Annotated in this window: 16 protein-coding genes; 11 read left to right on the top strand and 5 right to left on the bottom strand. The window is 71.1% G+C overall.

Going from position 1 to position 19274, the window contains the following annotated elements:
• The 7 genes from pdxH to BDW27_RS12555 all read left to right on the top strand — a co-directional run bounded on the left by pdxH (nt 1) and on the right by BDW27_RS12555 (nt 8041).
• Entirely contained in the window at nt 1-651 is a 651-nt protein-coding gene (pdxH, locus tag BDW27_RS12585) for a pyridoxamine 5'-phosphate oxidase (protein WP_026129155.1), read from the top strand.
• A gap of 451 nt (nt 652-1102) precedes the next feature.
• Complete coding sequence (locus tag BDW27_RS12580) at nt 1103-1801, top strand: metal-dependent transcriptional regulator (RefSeq protein WP_017544016.1); 699 nt, start codon at nt 1103-1105, stop codon at nt 1799-1801.
• Nucleotides 1802-1953: 152 nt separating this feature from the next.
• On the top strand, nt 1954-4236 hold the full coding sequence (locus BDW27_RS12575; protein ID WP_110049421.1) for a SpoIIE family protein phosphatase: 2283 nt from the start codon (nt 1954-1956) through the stop codon (nt 4234-4236).
• A gap of 251 nt (nt 4237-4487) precedes the next feature.
• Entirely contained in the window at nt 4488-5390 is a 903-nt protein-coding gene (locus tag BDW27_RS12570; RefSeq protein WP_110049420.1) for an ABC transporter substrate-binding protein, read from the top strand.
• Nucleotides 5387-6247: an amino acid ABC transporter permease gene (locus tag BDW27_RS12565; RefSeq protein ID WP_017544013.1), complete on the top strand. Its 861-nt coding sequence runs from the start codon at nt 5387-5389 to the stop codon at nt 6245-6247. Before BDW27_RS12570 ends, BDW27_RS12565 begins: the two co-directional genes overlap by 4 nt.
• Complete coding sequence (locus BDW27_RS12560) at nt 6244-7026, top strand: amino acid ABC transporter ATP-binding protein (protein WP_199560638.1); 783 nt, start codon at nt 6244-6246, stop codon at nt 7024-7026. Before BDW27_RS12565 ends, BDW27_RS12560 begins: the two co-directional genes overlap by 4 nt.
• A gap of 211 nt (nt 7027-7237) precedes the next feature.
• Entirely contained in the window at nt 7238-8041 is an 804-nt protein-coding gene (locus BDW27_RS12555) for an NPP1 family protein (protein WP_110049531.1), read from the top strand.
• A gap of 199 nt (nt 8042-8240) precedes the next feature.
• Here the strand turns inward: BDW27_RS12555 and BDW27_RS27475 are convergent, their stop codons facing one another.
• Together BDW27_RS27475 and BDW27_RS12550 are read right to left on the bottom strand one after the other, a co-directional pair.
• Nucleotides 8241-8408 (bottom strand): hypothetical protein, encoded by a 168-nt coding sequence (locus BDW27_RS27475; RefSeq protein ID WP_017544010.1) that lies wholly within the window; start codon nt 8406-8408, stop codon nt 8241-8243.
• Nucleotides 8409-8436: 28 nt separating this feature from the next.
• Nucleotides 8437-9579 carry an acyl-CoA dehydrogenase family protein gene (locus BDW27_RS12550; protein WP_110049419.1) on the bottom strand — a complete coding sequence of 381 codons (1143 nt, stop codon included), beginning with the start codon at nt 9577-9579 and terminating at the stop codon, nt 8437-8439.
• 202 nt (nt 9580-9781) lie between these two features.
• Here BDW27_RS12550 and BDW27_RS12545 point away from each other — a divergent pair, with 202 nt between their 5' ends.
• Nucleotides 9782-11794 (top strand): MDR family MFS transporter, encoded by a 2013-nt coding sequence (locus tag BDW27_RS12545; RefSeq protein ID WP_110049418.1) that lies wholly within the window; start codon nt 9782-9784, stop codon nt 11792-11794.
• Between the two features lie 116 nt (nt 11795-11910).
• Nucleotides 11911-13053: an acetyl-CoA C-acetyltransferase gene (locus BDW27_RS12540; RefSeq protein WP_017544007.1), complete on the top strand. Its 1143-nt coding sequence runs from the start codon at nt 11911-11913 to the stop codon at nt 13051-13053.
• A gap of 46 nt (nt 13054-13099) precedes the next feature.
• On the opposite strand, the gene BDW27_RS12535 is transcribed toward BDW27_RS12540, so the two are convergent.
• Both BDW27_RS12535 and BDW27_RS12530 read right to left on the bottom strand, forming a co-directional pair.
• On the bottom strand, nt 13100-14332 hold the full coding sequence (locus tag BDW27_RS12535) for a winged helix-turn-helix domain-containing protein (RefSeq protein WP_017544006.1): 1233 nt from the start codon (nt 14330-14332) through the stop codon (nt 13100-13102).
• Between the two features lie 42 nt (nt 14333-14374).
• A complete protein-coding gene (locus BDW27_RS12530; protein WP_110049417.1) occupies nt 14375-16282 on the bottom strand; it encodes an acyl-CoA dehydrogenase family protein in 1908 nt (635 codons plus the stop codon).
• Nucleotides 16283-16614: 332 nt separating this feature from the next.
• On the opposite strand from BDW27_RS12530, the gene BDW27_RS12525 reads away from it, so the two are divergent.
• Together BDW27_RS12525 and BDW27_RS12520 are read left to right on the top strand one after the other, a co-directional pair.
• Nucleotides 16615-17439: an exodeoxyribonuclease III gene (locus BDW27_RS12525; RefSeq protein WP_199560637.1), complete on the top strand. Its 825-nt coding sequence runs from the start codon at nt 16615-16617 to the stop codon at nt 17437-17439.
• 8 nt (nt 17440-17447) lie between these two features.
• A complete protein-coding gene (locus BDW27_RS12520; protein WP_110049416.1) occupies nt 17448-18371 on the top strand; it encodes a ribokinase in 924 nt (307 codons plus the stop codon).
• A gap of 45 nt (nt 18372-18416) precedes the next feature.
• Here BDW27_RS12520 and BDW27_RS12515 read toward each other — a convergent pair whose 3' ends face one another.
• The gene (locus BDW27_RS12515; RefSeq protein ID WP_110049415.1) at nt 18417-19022 is read right to left on the bottom strand and encodes a YceI family protein; all 606 of its coding nucleotides are present in this window, start codon (nt 19020-19022) and stop codon (nt 18417-18419) included.
• Nucleotides 19023-19274: the final 252 nt, after the last annotated feature.

Below are 19274 nucleotides of genomic sequence, written 5' to 3'. Positions count from 1 at the left end.
GTGGACCACCTGAACCCCGCGGAACTGCGGAAACCGTACCTGGGTGAACCCCTGCGCCGCCGCGACCTGGCAGAGCGGCCGATGGCCCAGTTCCACGTGTGGTTCGGCGAGGCCCACGAGTCCGGCCTCGCCGAACCCAACGCGATGGTGCTCTCGTCCGTGGAGCCCTCCGGGATGCCCAGGTCGCGGACGGTCCTGATGAAGGGCTACGACAGCACCGGCCTGCGCTTCTTCACCAACTACACCTCGCGCAAGGGCAGGGCCCTGGAGGCCGACCCCCGCGCGAGCGTGGTGTTCCCCTGGCACGCGATCCGGCGCCAGGTCCTGGTGGCCGGGCGCGTGGAGCCGCTCGGGGACGAGGAGAACGACCTCTATTTCGCCTCCCGCCCCCGGGGCTCGCAGCTGGGTGCCTGGGCGAGCGAGCGCCAGTCGCAGCCGGTGGCCGACCGTCCCGAGCTGGACCGGCTGTTCCACGAGTTCGACGTGGTCTGGGGCGCGGACGAGGCGATCCCGCGGCCCTCCTACTGGGGCGGCTACCGGTTGATCCCCAGCGAGGTGGAGTTCTGGCAGGGCGGCGAGGACCGCATGCACGACCGGTTCCGCTACCTGTGGACCGGGCGGGCCTGGGAGATCGAACGCCTCGCTCCCTAGCGTCCCCGGGACCTCCGGGCACCGCGAGGCCGCGCCCCTGTTCGATCGGTCGGCGGAGGGCCCGGACGGGCGCTCCCGTGGATCCTGGCCCCGAGGTGACGTTGGTCGCGTCGAACGCGGGTTCGGGCGGGAGCGGGGTTCGTGAGAGGGTTTGGCAAGGGTCTTCCGGATACTTCTTGTATCGACCGGATCACCTGCACGCCTGTGACCTTGGACCCTTGCGCGGTCGGGGCCACAGGGACCCATGGTGTCCGGATCGTGAGACGGTGTCGAAATCCACGCCCGTCGCGTCGCGATATGCTGGACGCATCGGTGGTCGCTCCCGCGGTCCTGCGGACGCCCCGGTCCCCACTTGGCCCCAGGGAATCACGTGGTCCCGGCCTGTGTTGTGAGAGACCTGCCGTGCCCGCACGTGACCGCGCGTCGGGCGCAGAGCCTTGGGAGGGGAGTCTTGACCGCACACGGGCTGATCGACACCACGGAGATGTACCTCCGTACGGTCTTCGAGCTCGAAGAGGAGGGCATCGTCCCGCTTCGGGCCCGGATCGCCGAGCGCCTGCACCAGAGCGGCCCCACGGTGAGCCAGACCGTCGCCCGCATGGAGCGCGACGGCCTGCTGAAGGTCGAGAACGACCGCCACCTGGTGATGACCGCCGAGGGCCGCAGACTGGCCACCCACGTCATGCGCAAGCACCGGCTCGCCGAGCGCCTGCTCGTCGACGTCATCGGGCTGCCGTGGGAGGACGTCCACATCGAGGCATGCCGCTGGGAGCACGTCATCTCCGAGGCCGTCGAGGAGCGTCTGGTGACACTGCTCAACGCCCCCTCGGTGTGCCCGCACGGCAACCCGATCCCTGGGCTGGAGGAGCTGGGCCTGGAGGGTTACTCCCCCGAGCCGTTCACCGACGACTCCATCGTGCCGATGATCGACGCCGCCTCCAAGACGGAGACCACCGTGACGGTGCGGCGCATCAGCGAACAACTCCAGCCGGACGCGGACATCATGCTCACCTTGCGCGAATCCGGGGTACAACCGGGACAGGAAGTCGTGCTTCAGGCTTCCGACGACGGTGTGCGCGTCATCGGCGAGATCGAGAACACCGAGCTCCCGGCGGACGTCGCCGGGCACATCTTCGTCGCCAAGCCGTGAAGCGTTCGTCCACGTTGATTGGTTGCTCATCGGGATTGTCTCATTGCGCTGCGGGAACGTTGACGGTGTTGCTACGCTCGCCCCAAGGTGCGGTCGTTCGGGGTACCCGGAGCGGGCATGTGTGCAGCTCATGACGGCGAGGTGGCGGCTAGATGACACGGTGGGGTGAGCCCTTCCGGGAGAGCGACGCGCTCGCCACGGCCGAGGTCGTCGACCAGGCCCAGATCGCCATCGTCGTCATCGACCGGTTCAGCCTCCTTCGTTACTGGAACCCGTACGCCCGCGAGCTGTTCGGGTTCGTCGGCGGGCGCGACTACGTCGGCCTGTCGCTGCTCGACATCGGCATCCACGAGTCCGACCGCGAACACGCCTCGCAACTGGCGCGGCGTGTGCTGCGCGGCGAGCCGTGGGAGGGCACGTTCGCCGTGCTCAAGGGCGACTCCACGTGGATCCACGTGCGCGCCCAGGCGGTGCCCATGCGCGACGAGTCCGGCGAGATCGACGGGATCACGCTCATCGCCCGCGAGGCGCTGCGCAGCGGCCGGGTCGAGGAGCAGTACGGCCTGCTCGAACGCATCGGCAGCCGTCTGGCCAGCTCCCTGGAGTTCGACTCCACGGTCAGGGGCGTGGCCGGAATCCTGGTGCCGCAGTTCGCCGACCACTGCTTCATCGACCTCTACGACCGCGACCGCCTGGTCAGACAGGTCTCCGTGCACGCGGAGGGCTGGACGCCCCCGGCTAACTCGTGGTTCGACGTCGGGGACGAGGTCCGCTACCCCGAACGCCACTTCGTCACCCAGGCGATGCGTCGTCTGGAGACGGTGGTCACCAGCGACTACCTCTTCGAGAACTCACCCAGCGACCGTTCCGACCGGGTCTCCCGGCAGGTCGGGGTCACCTCCGCCATCGCGGCCCCGCTCCGGGCCCGCGGCGAGATCCTCGGCGTGCTCACCCTGGCCCTGTCCGGGCTCTCACCACGGCAGAAGAGCAGCTACGGCGGCTTCGACCGCGACCTCGTCGGCGCCATCGCCTCCCGGGTCGCCCTGGCCATCGACAACGCCCGGCTCTTCGAGGAGCAGCGCAGCACCGCGGTGGCCTTCCAACGGAGCCTGCTGCCCACCGACTTCCCCGCCCTGGACGGTCTGACCGTCGCGCACCGCTACCTTCCGGCCGGCCCCCTCCAGGGCCACGGCCACGGCATACAGACCCAGGTCGGCGGCGACTTCTACGACGCGATCCCGCTCTCCGCCGGACGCGTCGGGCTCGTCATCGGCGACGTCGAGGGCCGGGGGCCGCACGCGGCCGCCGTCATGGGCCAGCTGCGCGCCGCGCTGCGCGCCTTCGCGCAGGCCGACCGGGAACCCGCCGACATCCTGCGCGAGCTCGACGAGTGGGTCCGCCAGCTCGGCATCCCCGACAGCGGGGGCGGCGTGTGGATTCCCAGCGTCAGCTGCCTGTACATGGTCTACGACGCCTGGTCCCGCGAGCTGTCCTACGCCAACGCCGGGCACGCTCCGCCGCTGCTCATCACCTCGGAGTCGGTCGAGACCCTCGACCTGGAGGTCACCGACCGCATGCTGGGCGTGCGCGCCAAGGGCGGCTCGGGCGAGGACATCGTCTACCACCAGGCCAACCTGCGCCTTCCCCTGGGCGCCACCCTGGTCATGTACACCGACGGGCTGGTGGACCGCCGGCCCGTGGGCGGCAAGGCCGACCCGGAGCGCGCGCTGGCCCGGATGACCGAACGCGTCGCCGAGGTCGCCGACAAGGACGTCGACCAGATCGCCGAGGCCGCCGTGCACAGCGTGCCCGGCGTGCTGGACGACGACACCGCGCTGATGGTGGTGCGCACCCACTCCGAGGAGCTGGCGCTGCGGGAGGGCTGGTTCCCCTCGGAGGCCTCCACCGTGGGCGCCGCCCGGCACCTGGCGGCCGACACCTTCAAGGAGTGGGGGGTCGACCGCGACCAGGCCGAACTCGCCTGCCTGCTGGTCTCGGAGATCGTCACCAACGTGGTCATCCACGCCACCCCGCACCCGGTGCACCGCGAGTTCACCGGCAGTGGGGTCCTGGACTCGGAGACCCCGATCGACGCCGCCGGTGGTGGGGCCGACGAGTTCGACGAGGACTGGAGCGACCTCCTGGAAGCGGTCGCGGAGGAGGACGAGTCCGCCGAGGACCCCGCCGACAAGGAGTTCCTCCTCCGGTTGCGCCGTGGCGCCAACGCGGTGTGGGTGGAGGTCTTCGACCACGACCTGCGCCTGCCGCGCATCCGCAGCGCCGCCGCCGACGACGAGGGCGGACGCGGCCTCTACCTGGTGGAGCAGCTGGCCAGTCGCTGGGGATCGCGCCCCACCCCGGACGGCAAGGCGGTCTGGTTCGAGATGCCCATGCAGGCCGAGGTCCGAGAGGCCGAGAAGGACGACGACGAGTAGCCGGGTCGCTCTGGGAGCGCCCGGCCCACCGCGCGGCTGTCGACCGGTGCCCCGCCCCCAGGGGCCCGGTGGAGGACGCCTCGTGGCCGAGGCGGATCGGGGACGGATCGTGGGACGAGGCGACCGCGGTCCGACGGTCCGCAGGGCCGTCGCCCTCCCGGGGAGCGTGACGCAGAAGACCTGGTTGTCCACTGCTTTGGTCGCTAATGTGGGGAAATCATCGTCCCCCGCCTGAGCCTCCGGAGCACCCCATGCCCCTGCGACCCCGCACCCGTGGTCCCCTCACCGCCTCACCCTTCGTCCGGCTCGGGGCGGTCGCGGCCTCGGCCGTGCTGCTGGCCACCGCCTGCTCCCCGGAGGAGGCCCCGGGCCCGGTCGCCGAGGGCGACGCCGCCGCCTGCGAACCCGGTGCCCTGCCCACGCTGACCGACGGCACCCTCACCGTCGGCACGGACAGTCCCGCCTACCCGCCGTGGTTCGTCGGAGACGACCCCGCCAACGGTGAGGGATTCGAGTCCGCGGTGGCGTACGCGGTGGCCGAGGAGCTGGGATATCCCGCCGAGCAGGTCGAGTGGACCGTGGTGACCTTCAACAACGCCATCGCCCCCGGTCCCAAGGACTACGACTTCGACGTCAACCAGTTCTCCATCACCGACGAGCGGCGGGCGGCCGTCGACTTCTCCTCGCCCTACTACGACGTCCGACAGGCCGTGGTGGCGCTCTCGGACGGCGAAGCGGCCGGGGCCGAGGGCCTGGACGACCTCCGGGAGCTGGTGATCGGCGCCCAGGTGGGCACCACCAGCTACGACGCGCTGATCGCGAGCATCGCCCCGGAGCAGGAGCCCCTCGTCTTCAACAACAACGACGACGCGAAGCAGGCCCTGGAGAACGGTCAGGTGGACGCGGTCGTCCTCGACCTCCCCACCGCCTTCTACGTCACCTCCGCCGAACTGGAGGACGCCGAGATCGTCGGGCAGCTGCCGGAGGCGGAGTCGGCGTCCGGGGACGAGTCGTTCGGGCTGGTCCTGGACCTCGACTCACCCCTGACGGACTGCGTCACCCGGGCCGTGGACAGCCTGCGGGAGGACGGCACGCTCGCCGAACTCGAACAGGAGTGGCTCGCCGACGCCGCCGACGCCCCCGAACTGTCGTGACCGGACCCAGGGAACCGCACGTCCCGAGCCTGCTGGAGACGGAGCGCGGCACGTTCCGCCGCCGCCAAGGCGTGCGCTCGGTCCTGGTCGGTGCGCTCTCCACGGCACTGCTCGGCGCGGTGCTGGTCACCGTGGTGGTCGGCTCGCCCGGATGGGAGCGGGTCCGGGAGACCTTCTTCGACCTCGGCGTGGCCCGCGAGGCCCTCCCGGCCGTCCTGACCGGGCTCTGGCTGAACCTGCGCGTCCTGGTGTTCTGCGCGCTCGGCGCGCTGGCTCTGGGCCTGCTCGTGGCGATCATGCGGACCCTGCGCGGGCCCGTGTTCTTCCCCCTGCGCGCCCTGGCCGCCTCGTACACGTACGGGTTCCGGGGCGCCCCGCTGATCATCGTGCTGTACCTGATGACCTTCGGTGTGCCCGGGCTCCGACTGGAGGGAACGCCGAGCGTGCTCGTGCTCGGCGGGATCGCGCTGGTGGTCACCTACGGCGCCTACATCGCCGAGGTGTTCCGGGCGGGGATCGAGTCCGTCCACCCCAGCCAGATCGCCGCCGCCCGCTCGCTCGGGCTCACCTACACACAGGCCATGCGCTGGGTGGTGCTGCCGCAGGCGGTCCGCCGCGTGTCGCCGCCGCTGCTCAACGACATGGTGGCCCTCCAGAAGGACGTGGGCCTGATCTCCCTGGCCGGGCCGATCGACGCCATCCGCGCGGCGCAGATCGCCACCGCGCAGACCTACAACTTCACCCCCTACGTGGTGGCCGGGGTGCTGTTCGTGCTCATGGCGATCCCGCTGGTGGCGGTGACCGACTGGGTGACCGTACGGGCCGCCCGCAGACAGTCCTCGGAGGGCGCAAGGTGAGCGAGCTCGAACGGCTCTCCCGACTGGAGGGCGACGTCCCCGTGCTGCGGGCGCGCGGGGTCCGCAAGGAGTTCCGGGGCGACGTGGTGCTGGACGGGCTCGACCTCGACGTGCCCGAACACGGTGTGGTGGTGCTCATCGGCGCCTCCGGTTCCGGCAAGTCCACGCTCCTGCGCTGCGCCAACCTGCTGGAGCCGATCAGCGACGGCTCCATCCACCTGGACGGCGAGCACGTCACCGACCCGAGGGTGGACCCGGACAGCGTGCGCCGCCGGATCGGGATGGTCTTCCAGGCGTTCAACCTGTTCCCGCACATGTCCGTGCTGGACAACGTCACACTGGCCCCGCGCCGCGTGCACCGCAGGCGGCGGGCGGAGGCCGAGGAGCGGGGGCGTGCCCTCCTGGACCGGGTCGGCCTGCTGGACAAGGCCGATGAGTACCCGGACCGGCTGTCCGGCGGGCAGCAGCAGCGGGTCGCGATCGTGCGGGCCCTGGTCAACTCTCCGCGCCTGCTCCTGCTGGACGAGGTGACCAGCGCCCTGGACCCGGAACTGGTCGGTGAGGTGCTGGACCTCGTACGCGGGCTGCGTGAGGACGGGATGACCATGCTCCTGGCCACGCACGAGATGGGGTTCGCCCGCCAGGTGGCCGACACGGTGTGCTTCCTCGACGGCGGGCGCATCCTCGAACAGGGGCCGCCGGAGCGCGTCCTGGGAGATCCGACCGAGCCGCGCACCCGTCGGTTCCTCCAACGCATCATCGACGCCGGACGGCTGTGACCGTCCTCCGACGCCTTTTTCGCTGGTCGGGGACAGTGCCGCGGTAAACCTGTTCCCGGCCACGAAAAAAATGCGGCGAACCCGTCTTGTTTGTCTGTAGTCGGCTGGTTACTTTATTCAGTGGTAAAGGGACTGGCAGGTGTGGAGAATGGCGGTGTGCGCATTGCGGGAAGACGGCGCGAAAGTGGCTCCGGGTTCCTCGTGGGGTTTCATGGAACAAAGTCCCAAGAGGTTCCCGGGGTCGCTTCGCCTCCCGAAGAGGTCCGCTCTGCGCGGCGGGGTCTCGCTCATGGGAGCCCTGGCCCTGGTGGTCGCGATGGCCACGCCGGCCTTCGCGGAACCGCCTCCCGCGCTCCCCGCCCATTCCTCCGAGGCCGAGGCCAAATGGCAGCCCGCCTTCGACTACGACACGGACGGTTGCTATTCCACCCCCGCCATCGGGCCGGACGGAACTGTCGCTGAGGGGCTCAACACCTCGGGTGCGCTGAACGGAAACTGCCGGGACCAGTCGGACCTGGACAACACCAATTCCTATTCCCGGTCCAGCTGTGACGGCAGCGGGTGGTGCGCGTACATGTACGCGCTCTACTTCGAGAAGGACCAGATCATGCACGGCTGCTGTGGGCACCGGCACGACCTGGAGCACGTCGTCGTCTGGGTGTTCGAGGACGAGGCCCGCTACGTGTCGGCCTCCGCGCACGGCGACTACGACACCCGCGCGGCGGAGGACCTCCTGTGGGAGGGCACGCACGCCAAGATCGTCTACCACAAGGACGGCGCCTCGACCCACGCCTTCCGGTTCGCCGCCGACCACGACGACCCGCCCGAGAACCACTACGGCGAGTGGCAGTACCCGGACCTGGTCGGCTGGGACGGCTACCCCGAGGGGATCCGGGAGATCTTCGTGACCGCCGACTACGGTGCGGCCCAGCTCGACCTCAAGGACGAGCGGTTCGCCGACTCCCTGGCCAAGGCCCTGCCCGACGGGATCGACTTCGACCCGTACGCCCCCTGACCCGACCACGAGAACCGGCCCGCCCCCGACCCGTCAGACCATCACGGCCGGGTCCGCCCGCACGGTCCTCACCCGCCTTTGGATCGTGCGCCGTGCCCGTCCCTCCTCCCGGACGCCGGAAGGCCCGCCGCCCCAGTCGAGGAGCTGGGATGGCGGGCCTTCGGTGTGCGTCGGGGCTCCGGTGTCGCGGCGGGCGCGCTCAGCGGTAGGAGTTGGCCCACAGGAGCAGGCAGACGAAGACGAAGAAGACCACGATGCCGCTGGTCGCCCAGGGAATGTGGATCTTCGGTCGGAGCTTGCGCACGGCGATGACCAACAGTACCGCCAGCAGGCCCATCACGATGAGGCCGTCCCACGATCCGCTCACGACCGGTCCCTTCGGGGTTCGGGGGGTCCTACAAGCCCAGGCCCCTGCCGACGATCTCCTTCATGATCTCGGTGGTGCCACCGTAGATCGTCTGGACGCGGGAGTCCTGCCAGGCCCGTGCCACGGGGTATTCCATCATGTACCCGTACCCGCCGTGAAGCTGGAGGCAACGGTCCATCACCCGGTTGCACATCTCGGTGGTCCACCACTTGGCCTTCGCCGCGTCCTCCACGGTGAGCTCACCCTTGTTGAGCAGCTCGACCCCGCGATCCACGTAGGTCCGGGCGATGTCGACCTCGGTCGCCAACTCGGCCAGGACGAAACGGGTGTTCTGGAACCGCCCGATCGGCCGTCCGAAGGCGGTCCGCTCCCGGCAGTACTCGATGGTGTGCTGGAGGACGTGGTCCGCCGAGGCCACGGCGCAGGTGGCGATGGACAGCCGCTCCTGCGGCAGGTTCTGGAGCAGGTGGATGAACCCCTGGCCCTCGGTGCCGATGAGGTTGGCGGCCGGCACGCGGACGTCGTCGAAGAACAGCTCCGCGGTGTCCTGCGCCTTCATGCCGACCTTGTCGAGGTTGCGGCCGCGCTCGAACCCGGTGGCGCCGCGTTCCACGGCGATCAGGGAGAAGCCCTGCGCCCCGGCGTCGGGGTCGGTCTGGCACACCACGATGACGAGGTCGGCGTTGACGCCGTTGGTGATGAAGGTCTTGCCGCCGTTGACGACGAACTCGTCGCCGTCGCGCACGGCGGAGGTCCGGATCCCCTGGAGGTCGCTGCCGGTGCCGGGCTCGGTCATGGCGATCGCGGTGATCAGCTCGCCGCTGGCGAAGCCGGGCAGCCAGCGCCGCTTCTGCTCGTCGGTGGTCAGGCCCACCATGTAGGGCGCCATGACGTCGTTCTGGAGGGTGATGCCCAGGCCGCTGGCGTGCGCCCGGCAGATCTCCTCGTTGACGATCTGGTTGTACCGGTAGTCGTCGAGGCCGGTGCCGCCGAACTCCTCGGGCACCCCGTGGCCGAGCAGGCCGACGGTACCCGCTTTGACCCACACCTCCCGGGGCACGATCCCGTCCTTCTCCCACTGGGCGTGGAAGGGGACGACGTCCCGCTTGAGGAACTCGGCCACCGATTCGCGGAAGAGGTCGTGGTCGGCGTCGAAGAGTTCCCGCTTCATGCTCTGCTCCGAGGGTGTCGGGGATCACTGTGCTCCCACACGGTAACCGAACCGCGTTCGGTTTTGAAGTACGGGGGGCAAGCCGGAGCAAAGTTCCGGGTGGCCTGGGCGGTTCCCGGGAGTGGCGCGGTCCCCGGTTCCTAGGGTGGACCAGCAGCCGGGCCGTGGAGAGTCGGGCGGCCCGACCCCGGGAGGCGATTCGATGTCACACAGCCCCGCCGACCAGCGCGAGTCCCACGGAGGGCGGATCGCGCTGATCATGACCGCCCTCATGCTGGCCGTCCTGCTCTCGGCGCTGGACCAGACCATCGTCTCCACCGCGCTGCCGACGATCGTCTCCGACCTCGGCGGGCTCAACCACCTCTCCTGGGTGATCACCGCCTACCTGCTGGCCGTGACCGCCAGCACCCCGCTCTGGGGCAAGCTCGGCGACCAGTTCGGACGCAAGCGGCTGTTCCTGGGGTGCATCGCGATCTTCCTCCTGGGCTCCGTCCTGTGCGGTCTGGCCCAGGACATGCTCCAACTGGTGCTGGCCCGCGGACTCCAGGGCGTGGGCGGCGGCGGCCTCATGGTGCTGGCCTCGGCGATCATCGGCGACGTCGTCTCGCCGAGGGAGCGCGGCAAGTACCAGGGCCTCTTCGGCGCCGTCTTCGGGGTATCCAGCGTGGCGGGGCCCCTGCTGGGCGGGCTCTTCGTGGACCACCTGTCCTGGCGGTGGGTGTTCTACGTGAACCTCCCGCTGGGGCTGATCGCCTTCCTCACGGTCCTGGCCGTGCTGCCGCGGCAGGATCCGGTCGGCCGCCGCGACATCGACTACGCGGGCATCGTGCTGCTGGCCGCCACCGCCGTCTGTCTCACGCTGGTGGCCTCCTGGGGCGGCGGGGTCTACGGCTGGCTGTCGTGGCAGATCCTCACCCTGGGCGCGGCGGGGCTGGTCCTCGGAGTGGGCTGGTGGCTCACCGCGCGCCGCGCCCCGGACCCGGTGATGCCGCTCAGTCTGTTCCACAACCCGACCATCGTGGTCGCCATGGCCATCGGCTTCTGCGTGGGCTTCGCGATGATGGGCTCGATGGCCTTCCTGCCGCTCTTCCTCCAGATCGTGCACGGGCTCTCCCCGACGGCGTCCGGGCTCCACCTGCTCCCGATGGTCATGGGGATGCTGATCACCTCGATCACCAGTGGCCGCCTGGTCACCCGGACCGGCCGTTACAAGTTGTTCCCCGTCGCGGGCATGGCCCTGACCGCGATCGGCCTCTTCCTGATGTCCGGCATGGGGCCCGACAGTTCCCTGTGGGAGATGGGTGTCTACTTCTTCGTCCTGGGCTCCGGACTGGGCCTGGTGATGCAGGTGGTGGTCCTGGTGGTGCAGAACGCCTCCTCCTACGACGACCTGGGAGTCTCGACCTCGTCCGCGACCTTCTTCCGTTCCATCGGCGGCTCCTTCGGCACGGCGGTGTTCGGGTCGGTCTTCGCCGGACAGCTCGCCTCGAACCTGGCCGCGCGGGCCGGGAGCCTCGACCTCCCCGCGGGGGTCGACGCGACCTCGCTGGAGAGTGACCCGAGCGCCATCGACCGCCTGCCGCCACAGGTCCAGGCGGGTTTCCTGGAGGTCTACGCCGACGCCATCGACACCGTGTTCCTGTGCGCCGTACCGGTCGCCCTCGTGGGACTGGTGCTCGCCCTCTTCCTGCGGCAGGACGTACTGCGCACCACCATCAGGACCCCGGACCTGGACGAGACGGTGTCCCCGGTGGTCACCCCCAGCCGCAGCGCCATGGAGCAGGTGGAGCGCGAGATCTACGAGGCCTGCGGGGCCGAGGGCGCCGAGACCATGTACCAGCGGCTGCGGGAGGCCTCCGGTCTGGAGGTGTCGACGGAGGCCTGCTGGGCGCTGAGCCACATCGGGGTCCAGGGGCCGCTCGGCGTGATCGACCTGGTCCGGTTGTCGGGCCTGAGCGCCGTCCGTTGGGAGGATGCCCACCAGGAGCTGCTGGAGGCGGGCTACCTGGCCGACGACAGCGACCCCTGGGAACTGAACTGGCGCGGGGAGGACGCCGTGCGGCAGTTGTACGAGGCCCAGCGGACGGCGCTGCGCTCGTTGCTCTCAGACTTCGGTCCCGACGAGCACCCGGACGTGTTCGACGTCCTGGAGCGGGTCACGGGCAGCACGCTCGGCGACGGGGAGGGCGGGCGCTGGGGCGACCGCACGGACTGACCACCGGCGACCAGTGCGGCCGTCCGGAATGCGGGGCCGGGGTCTTGCCAGGGAATTCAAACCGAATACAGTTCGGTTCTATAGGACGTCACATCCCACGCCCCTTGGAGGACCCAGTGGCTGAGGCCTACATCGTCGGTGCGGTGCGCACCCCCGTCGGCACCAAGAAGGGTGCCCTGGCCGCCGTGCACCCGGCGGACCTGGGCGCACACGTCCTCAAGGAGCTCGTCGAGCGCACCGGAGTCGATCCGGCCGCCGTCGAGGACGTCATCATGGGCGTCGTCAGCCAGGCCGGTCCGCAGGCCCTGGACCTGGCCCGCACCGCGTGGCTGTCCGCCGGCCTGCCCGAGTCGGTCCCCGCCGTCACCATCGACCGCCAGTGCGGCTCCTCGCAGCAGTCCATCCACTTCGCCGCCCAGGGCGTCATGTCCGGTACCCAGGACCTGGTCGTGGCGGCGGGCGTGGAGAACATGGGCATGGTCCCCATGGGCGCCAACGTCCAGTTCGCCCTCGACAACGACCTCCCGCTGTACGGCGAGGGGTGGGTCGAGCGGTACGGCTTCCAGGAGATCTCCCAGTTCCGGGGCGCCCAGCTCATGTGCGAGAAGTGGGGCTACAAGCGCGAACAGTTGGAGGAGTTCGCGCTGGAGAGCCACAAACGGGCCGCCGCCGCGCAGGAGGCCGGGCACTTCGACGCGCAGATCGCCCCCATCGCCGGGGTGGCCAGGGACGAGGGCGTGCGCCCGGACACCACCCTGGAGAAGATGGCCGGGCTCAAGCCGTTGCGTGAGGGCTGGGAGCTCACCGCCGCGGTCGCCAGCCAGATCTCGGTGGGCGCCGGCGCGCTGCTGATCGCCTCCGAGCGCGCCGTGGAGCGGCACGGCCTGACCCCGCTCGCCCGTGTCGTGCAGCTGTCGCTGGTGGGCGACGACCCGGTCTACATGCTCACGGCCCCGATCCCGGCGACCCGGATCGCGCTGGACAAGGCGGGTCTGGGCATCGACGACATCGACGTCACCGAGATCAACGAGGCCTTCGCCCCGGTGCCGATGTCGTGGACCGAGGAGCTCGGCGCCGACCCCGCCAGGGTCAACCCCAACGGCGGCGCCATCGCCCTGGGACACCCGCTCGGCGCAACGGGCGCGATCCTGATGACCAAGCTGGTCAACGAGCTCCACCGGACCGGGGGCCGTTACGGTCTCCAGACCATGTGCGAGGGCGGCGGCCAGGCCAACGTCACCATCGTCGAACGCGTCTGATCCCCCGACCTCGACGGGCCGCGCACCACGGGTGCGCGGCCGTCCGTCAGCGGACGGGGTGGGTGAGCCCCTCGCCGCCCACGCCGTTCTCCAGGCCGAGCCAGGCCGCCATCTCCTCCAGCTGGTCCACCAGCTCGGGCATGGTGTCGGCGGGTGCGTCCTCCTCCAGGGTGACCTGGCGGGCGAGCAGCGTGCCCGAGGCGCGGTCCGCCTTCAGGTCCACCCGGGCCACCAGGTCCTCGCCCAGCAGGAAGGGCAGCACGTAGTAGCCGTGCACCCGCTTGGCGGCGGGCACGTAGATCTCCAGGCGGTAGCGGAACCCGAACAGCTCCTCGGCGCGGTCGCGGGTCCACACCAGGGAGTCGAACGGGCTCAGCAGCGCTCGGGCGTCGACCCTGCGGGGAACGCGGGCATCCCGGTGCAGGTAGGCGGGGCGTTCCCAGCCGCGCACGGTGACCGGCAGCAGTTCGCCGGAGTCCACGAGGTCGGCCAGGGCGGCACGGGACTCGACGCCCTTGAGCCGGAAGTAGTCGCGCAGGTCGGGCTCGGTGGCGATCCCGTGGGCGCGGGCGGCGATGGCGACCAGCTCCCGGTGTGCCTCCTCCGGGGTGGGGTGCGGGAGGGCGTGCACCTCGGCGGGCAGGACACGTTCGGGCAGGTCGTAGCGGCGCTCGAACTGGGTGTTGCGGCCGTTGGCGGTGAGGTCGCCGATCCAGAACAGGTACTCCAGGCACCGCTTGACCTCGGACCAGTTCCAGCCCCAGTGGTCCTTGGCACGCGGCACGTCGTGGGCCAGGGCGGCCTCGACCTCGCGGGCGGTGGCCGGGCCGATCCGTGCCACCTCCTCGTGCACGGCCTTGACCAGCTCGGGTTTGTCCTCGCGGATGCCGTTCATCCACCCCACGTTCGGCTGGGCGCGGTTGTGCTCCATCCGGTACCGCATGAGGCGGTGCGTGGCGGGCGGCACCAGGCTCGCCTCGTGCGCCCAGCACTCGACCAGCCGGGCCGGGCTGTCGCCCACGCTCGTGGTGGTGGCCCGGTCCAGGAGGGCGGGGGAGTAGGCGCCCAGCCGCGCGAACACCGGCAGGTACTGGCTGCGGGCGAGCACGTTCACGCTGTCGATCTGGAGCAGGCCCACCCGGCGGACCACGCGCGCCAGGTGGGCGAGCGTGGGTGCGGAGCCGGGTCTGGGGTCGTGGAAGCCCTGGGCGGCCAGGGCGATCCGGCGGGCCTGCGGCAGTGAGAACTCCGCGTCGCGGCGGGGGTGCGGTGCAGCCATGTGATCACCGTATCCGCGGCCGACGACAGTTCAGGGGGGCGATCAGCCCATCCGGCGGTGCAGGTCCTCGTGCGGGGACGGCCCGGGGGCGGTCGGGGCGATCCACGGCCCGGGCACGGAGGGGTCGAGCACGCCCTCCTCCAGCCAGGTGTAGGAGTCGGCCATCAGACGCCGGGCCAGTCTGCCGTCGAGATCGTCGGTGTTGGACCACAGCCCCTCGAAGAGGGCGTCGACCCGCAGCCGGGACTGGCGGCAGAACACGTCGGCCACCTGAAGCGGCGACGCTCCGCGCTCGGGGCGGGCGTCCGCGTCGGCGCGGGCCCGAACGACCACGGCGCTCGCCGCGAAGAGCTCGGCGCCGATGTCCACCACGCGGCCGAGGAAGCCCTGCCGGGCCTCCAGCCCTCCCTGCCAGCGGGACATCGCGTAGAACGTGGAGCGAGCCAGGCGACGCGAGGCGCGCTCCGCGAAGCGCAGGTGCGCGGCGAGCGGCCCGAACTCCTGGAAGGCCGACGGCACCTGACCCCGGCCGACCACCAGGGTCGGCAGCCACCGGGCGTAGAAGCCGCTCGCCCTGACGGCGGCTCGCGCCTTCGCGGAGCGGCTGGTGTCGGGGTCGACGAGGTCCCCGGCCACGGACAGGTGGGCGTCCACGGCCTCACGGGCGATCAGGAGCCTCATGATCTCCGTGCTGCCCTCGAAGATCCGGTTGATCCTCAGGTCGCGGAGCACCTGCTCGGCGGGCACCCCGCGCTCACCGCGCGCGGCCAGGGAACCGGCGGTCTCGTACCCGCGCCCGCCCCGCACCTGGACCAGTTCGTCGGCGACCCGGTGGGCCATCTCGGAGGTCCAGAGCTTGGCGAGGGCCGCCTCGATCCGGATGTCGTGGCGGTCGTCGTCGGCCATCCGTCCGGTCAGGTCGAGCACGGCCTCCATGGCGTAGGAGGTCGCGGTGATGAAGGACAGCTTCCGGGCGACCTCCTCGTGCCGGCCCACCGGCCGACCCCACTGGACGCGCTCGCGGGACCACTCACGGGCGATCCCGGTCGCCCACTTGCCCGCGCCCGCACAGAGGGCGGGCAGGGAGAGGCGGCCGGTGTTGAGGGTGGACAGTGCGATGCGCAGGCCCTGCCCCTCCTCGCCGATCCGCTGGTCGGCGGGCACCCGTACCCGGTGCAGGCGAGTGACCCCGTTCTCCAGTCCCTTCAGCCCCATGAACCGGTTGCGGTGCTCCACGGTGACACCGGGGGAGTCGCCCTCCACCACGAACGCCGTGATCCCGCCCCGGCGTCCGGGCCCCTCGGGCACCCGCGCCATCACCAGGAGGAGTTCGGCGACCACGCCGTTGGTCGTCCACAGCTTCACCCCGTCCAGCAGGTACGCGGACCCGTCGTCCGTGGGCGTGGCCGTGGCGCTCAGCCGCGCGGGGTCGCTGCCCACGTCGGGTTCGGTGAGCAGGAAGGCGCTGACCGCGCCCCGGGCGCAGCGCGGCAGCAGGCTCCGCCGCTGTTCCTCGGTGCCGAACACGGCCACGGGCTGGGGCACGCCGATGGACTGGTGGGCGGAGAGCAGGGCGGCGATCGCGGGGCACACCGAGCCGACCAGCATCAGGGCGCGGTTGTAGTGGTACTGGGTGAGGCCGAGCCCGCCGTACTCGGTGGGGATCTTCATCCCGAAGGCACCGATCCCGCGCAGCGCCGCGACGGTCTCGTCGGGGACGCGCTCCTCCAGTTCGACGCGCGGGGCGTCGATGCCCTCGCACACCTCCCGCAGCAGGGCGAGGAAGGCCTCCCCGCGCCGCGTCTCGGACTCACCCGGGTACGGGGGCTGGAGCAGGTCCAGGCGCAGGCGGCCCAGGTACAGCTCCTTGGCGAAGCTGGGCCGGGTCCATCCGCTCTCCCTGGCCTGTTCGGCCACCCGTCGCGCCTCGCGGGGATCGACCGTCGACATGACACGTTCACCTCACCGGGGAGGGTCTGTGTGGCCTCTCCCACAGGCCTACCCGAACGGTGTGCGTCTGATACCCATGAGGCCCCTGGTGGGCGGGGGGAGAGCCGACACACCCCCCGGTTCGCGACAAAAACCTTGCGCACAATGCGAACCGTTCGAGGGGCCTGGCCGTCCAACGAAGCGCGACTGAAACCAACCGCGCATGTGCCGGGAGTCGCCGAACCCCGGTGCGGAGGACGGCCGCACCGGGGTTCCTCGTGTCCGCACCCCCTCACCCCGCGTGTCCGGCCAGGTCGGGGCGGTCCGTCGGCGCGATCCTCTAGCCTTTGGCTGTGCGTATCGCGACATGGAATGTGAACAGTGCCCGGGCCAGGGCCGAGCGGATCGGCGACTGGCTGGACCGGAGCGACATCGACGTCCTCGCCATCCAGGAGACCAAGGCGCGCGACGACCAGTTCCCCGAGTCGGTCCTCACGGACCGCGGGTACGAGGTCGCCCACCACGGCCTCTCCCAGTGGAACGGGGTCGCGATCGCCTCGCGGGTGGGGCTGGAGGACGTCCGGATCGGCTTCCCCGGCCAGCCCGGCTACGGCGACCCCGAGGAGCGTGAGGCCCGCGCCATCGCCGCCACCTGCGGCGGCGTCCAGGTGTGGAGCCTGTACGTGCCCAACGGCCGCGAGATCGACCACCCCCACTACGCGTACAAGCTGCGCTGGCTGGAGGCCCTTCGCGCGGCGGGCGCCGCGAGCCTGGCGGAGGACCCCGAGGCGCAGATCGCCTACGTCGGCGACTTCAACATCGCCCCCCAGGACGACGACGTGTGGGACATGGCCGCCTTCGACGGCCTCACCCACGTCACCGAGCCCGAGCGCACCGCCTTCGGCGCGCTGGTCGACGCCGGGTTCTCGGAGGTCGTGCGCGAGTACACGCCCGGCCCCGGCGTCTACACGTACTGGGATTACAAGGCCCTGGCCTTCCCCAAGCGCAGGGGTATGCGCATCGACTTCGTGCTCGCCTCGCCCGCGCTGAGGGCCCGGGTGACCGGTGCGAGCATCGACCGCGAGGAGCGCAAGGGCAAGGGCGCCTCCGACCACGCCCCCGTCATCGTCGCCCTCGACGGTGCGGACAGCCAGCCGGTCGACCGGCCCAAGAAGTGACCTGGAGAATGAACAGAGAAGTGGACAACGAAGTGGGATCCGCGCCGCGCGTCGCCGTGCTCGGCAGCGTCAACATGGACCTGGTTGCCTACGTGGACACGGTCCCGGGCGGCGGCGAGACCGTCACCGGAACTGACTTCCGGCAGATTCCGGGCGGCAAGGGCGCCAACCAGGCGGTCGCGGCGGCGCGGGCGGGTGCCGACGTGGCCTTCCTCGGCGCTGTCGGCGACGACGCCTTCGGTGCCGAACTGCGCGCCAACCTGGTGTCGGGCGGGATCGACGTGTCCGGTCTGCGCACGGTCCCGGGGGTGTCCGGGGTCGCGCACATCGTCGTGGACGGCCGGGGCGGCAACCGGATCATCGTGGTCCCGGGTGCCAACGCCGAGGCCGGGGCGGTCGACGGTGACGAGGCGCGGGTGGCCGACGCCGCCGCGCTGCTGCTCCAGCTGGAGCTGCCCATGGAGGCCGTGGTCGCCGGGGCGCGGCTGGGCCGCGGGTTGGGCGTGCCGGTCTACCTGACCCCGGCCCCCGCTCGTGAGCTCCCGGACGACCTCCTGGCCAACGTGGACGTGCTCGTACCCAACCAGCACGAGGCCGCCGCCATCACCGGGCACACCGAACCGCGCGCCGCGCTGGCGGCGCTGCTGGAGAGGGTGCCGGAGGTGCTGCTGACGCTGGGCGAGGACGGCTCGCTGTTCGGTCGCCGGGGCGAGGAGCCGGTGCACGTTCCGGCCCGGAAGGTGGAGGCCGTGGACACCACCGCGGCCGGTGACACGTTCTGCGGCTCGTTCGCGGTGGCCAGGGCCGAGGGCCGGTCGGCGCGGGAGGCGATGGAGTTCGCCGCGGCCGCCGCCGCGATCTCCGTGGGACGGCACGGAGCCAGCTCGTCGATGGCCTCGCGGGACGAGGTCGAGGCCCTGCTCAGGGGCTGAACGGGGGCGGTCGGACGGGATCGGGCGCGCACCCCGGCCACGAGTTCAGCGGGTGTGCCCGATCTGCTTGAGGAACGGCGCGGGGTCCTGGTCCTGGAGGCGGACCTCCAGCACGATGTCCACGGTGTCCCCGACGAGACGGCCGCCCCAGGGCACGGGCCCGCCGTCGCCGACCCCGAATTCGGACAGGCTGATCTGGGTCGTGGCGGAGAAGAAGTGGCCGTACGTGTCGTCGGGCGAGGCGTAGTCGGGGGCCTCGCCCACCCACTCGCCGTTGAGGACGACGGGGAGCGCCGTGCCGTGGATGGTGAGGTCGCCGTGCAGGCGGAAGGAGTTCCGCTTCCTGCCGGGCTCCAGGCGAGTGGAGGTGAAGCGGATCTCCGGGTGACGCTCCACGTCGAGGAAGTCGGCGGAGCGCAGGTGCGCGTCTCGGGCGTTGACACCGGTGTTGACGCTGTCCGCGTCGATCACGACCTCCACCGAGGACCGTGCGGGGTCCTCCGTCACGTCGACCCGCCCGTCGGCCCCGCTGAAGGTGCCCTGGACCCGGCCGAAGCGCAGGTAGTGCGCGACGAAGATCAGGCTGGAGTGCAACGGGTCGAGGTGCCAGGTGCCGGGGCCCGGGCCGTACTCGGTGGGGATGGATGCCATGGGTGTTAACTCCCTTTGTGTCCGTTATGGGACATTAGTCCACACACTGTAGGTCCGATGCTCGACCAGAACCCCTGGTTCGCCTCTGACCTGCGGCGAGACTTTCGACTCGCCCCACACGGGAAGCTTCCTGACCGCGCTGAGACGGCACCGGGCACAGGTCGGTACCGCGCACACGAAGGGAGGGCCGGAGCCCGTGGCCCCGACCCTCCCGTCGTGTAGGTGCCGACGCGCCACGGGGGCGCGCCGGGC

It is taken from the genome of Nocardiopsis sp. L17-MgMaSL7 (assembly GCF_003182025.1).
Classification (GTDB): Bacteria; Actinomycetota; Actinomycetes; order Streptosporangiales; family Streptosporangiaceae; genus Nocardiopsis; species Nocardiopsis prasina.
This window is presented reverse-complemented; position numbering and strand designations above follow the sequence as displayed.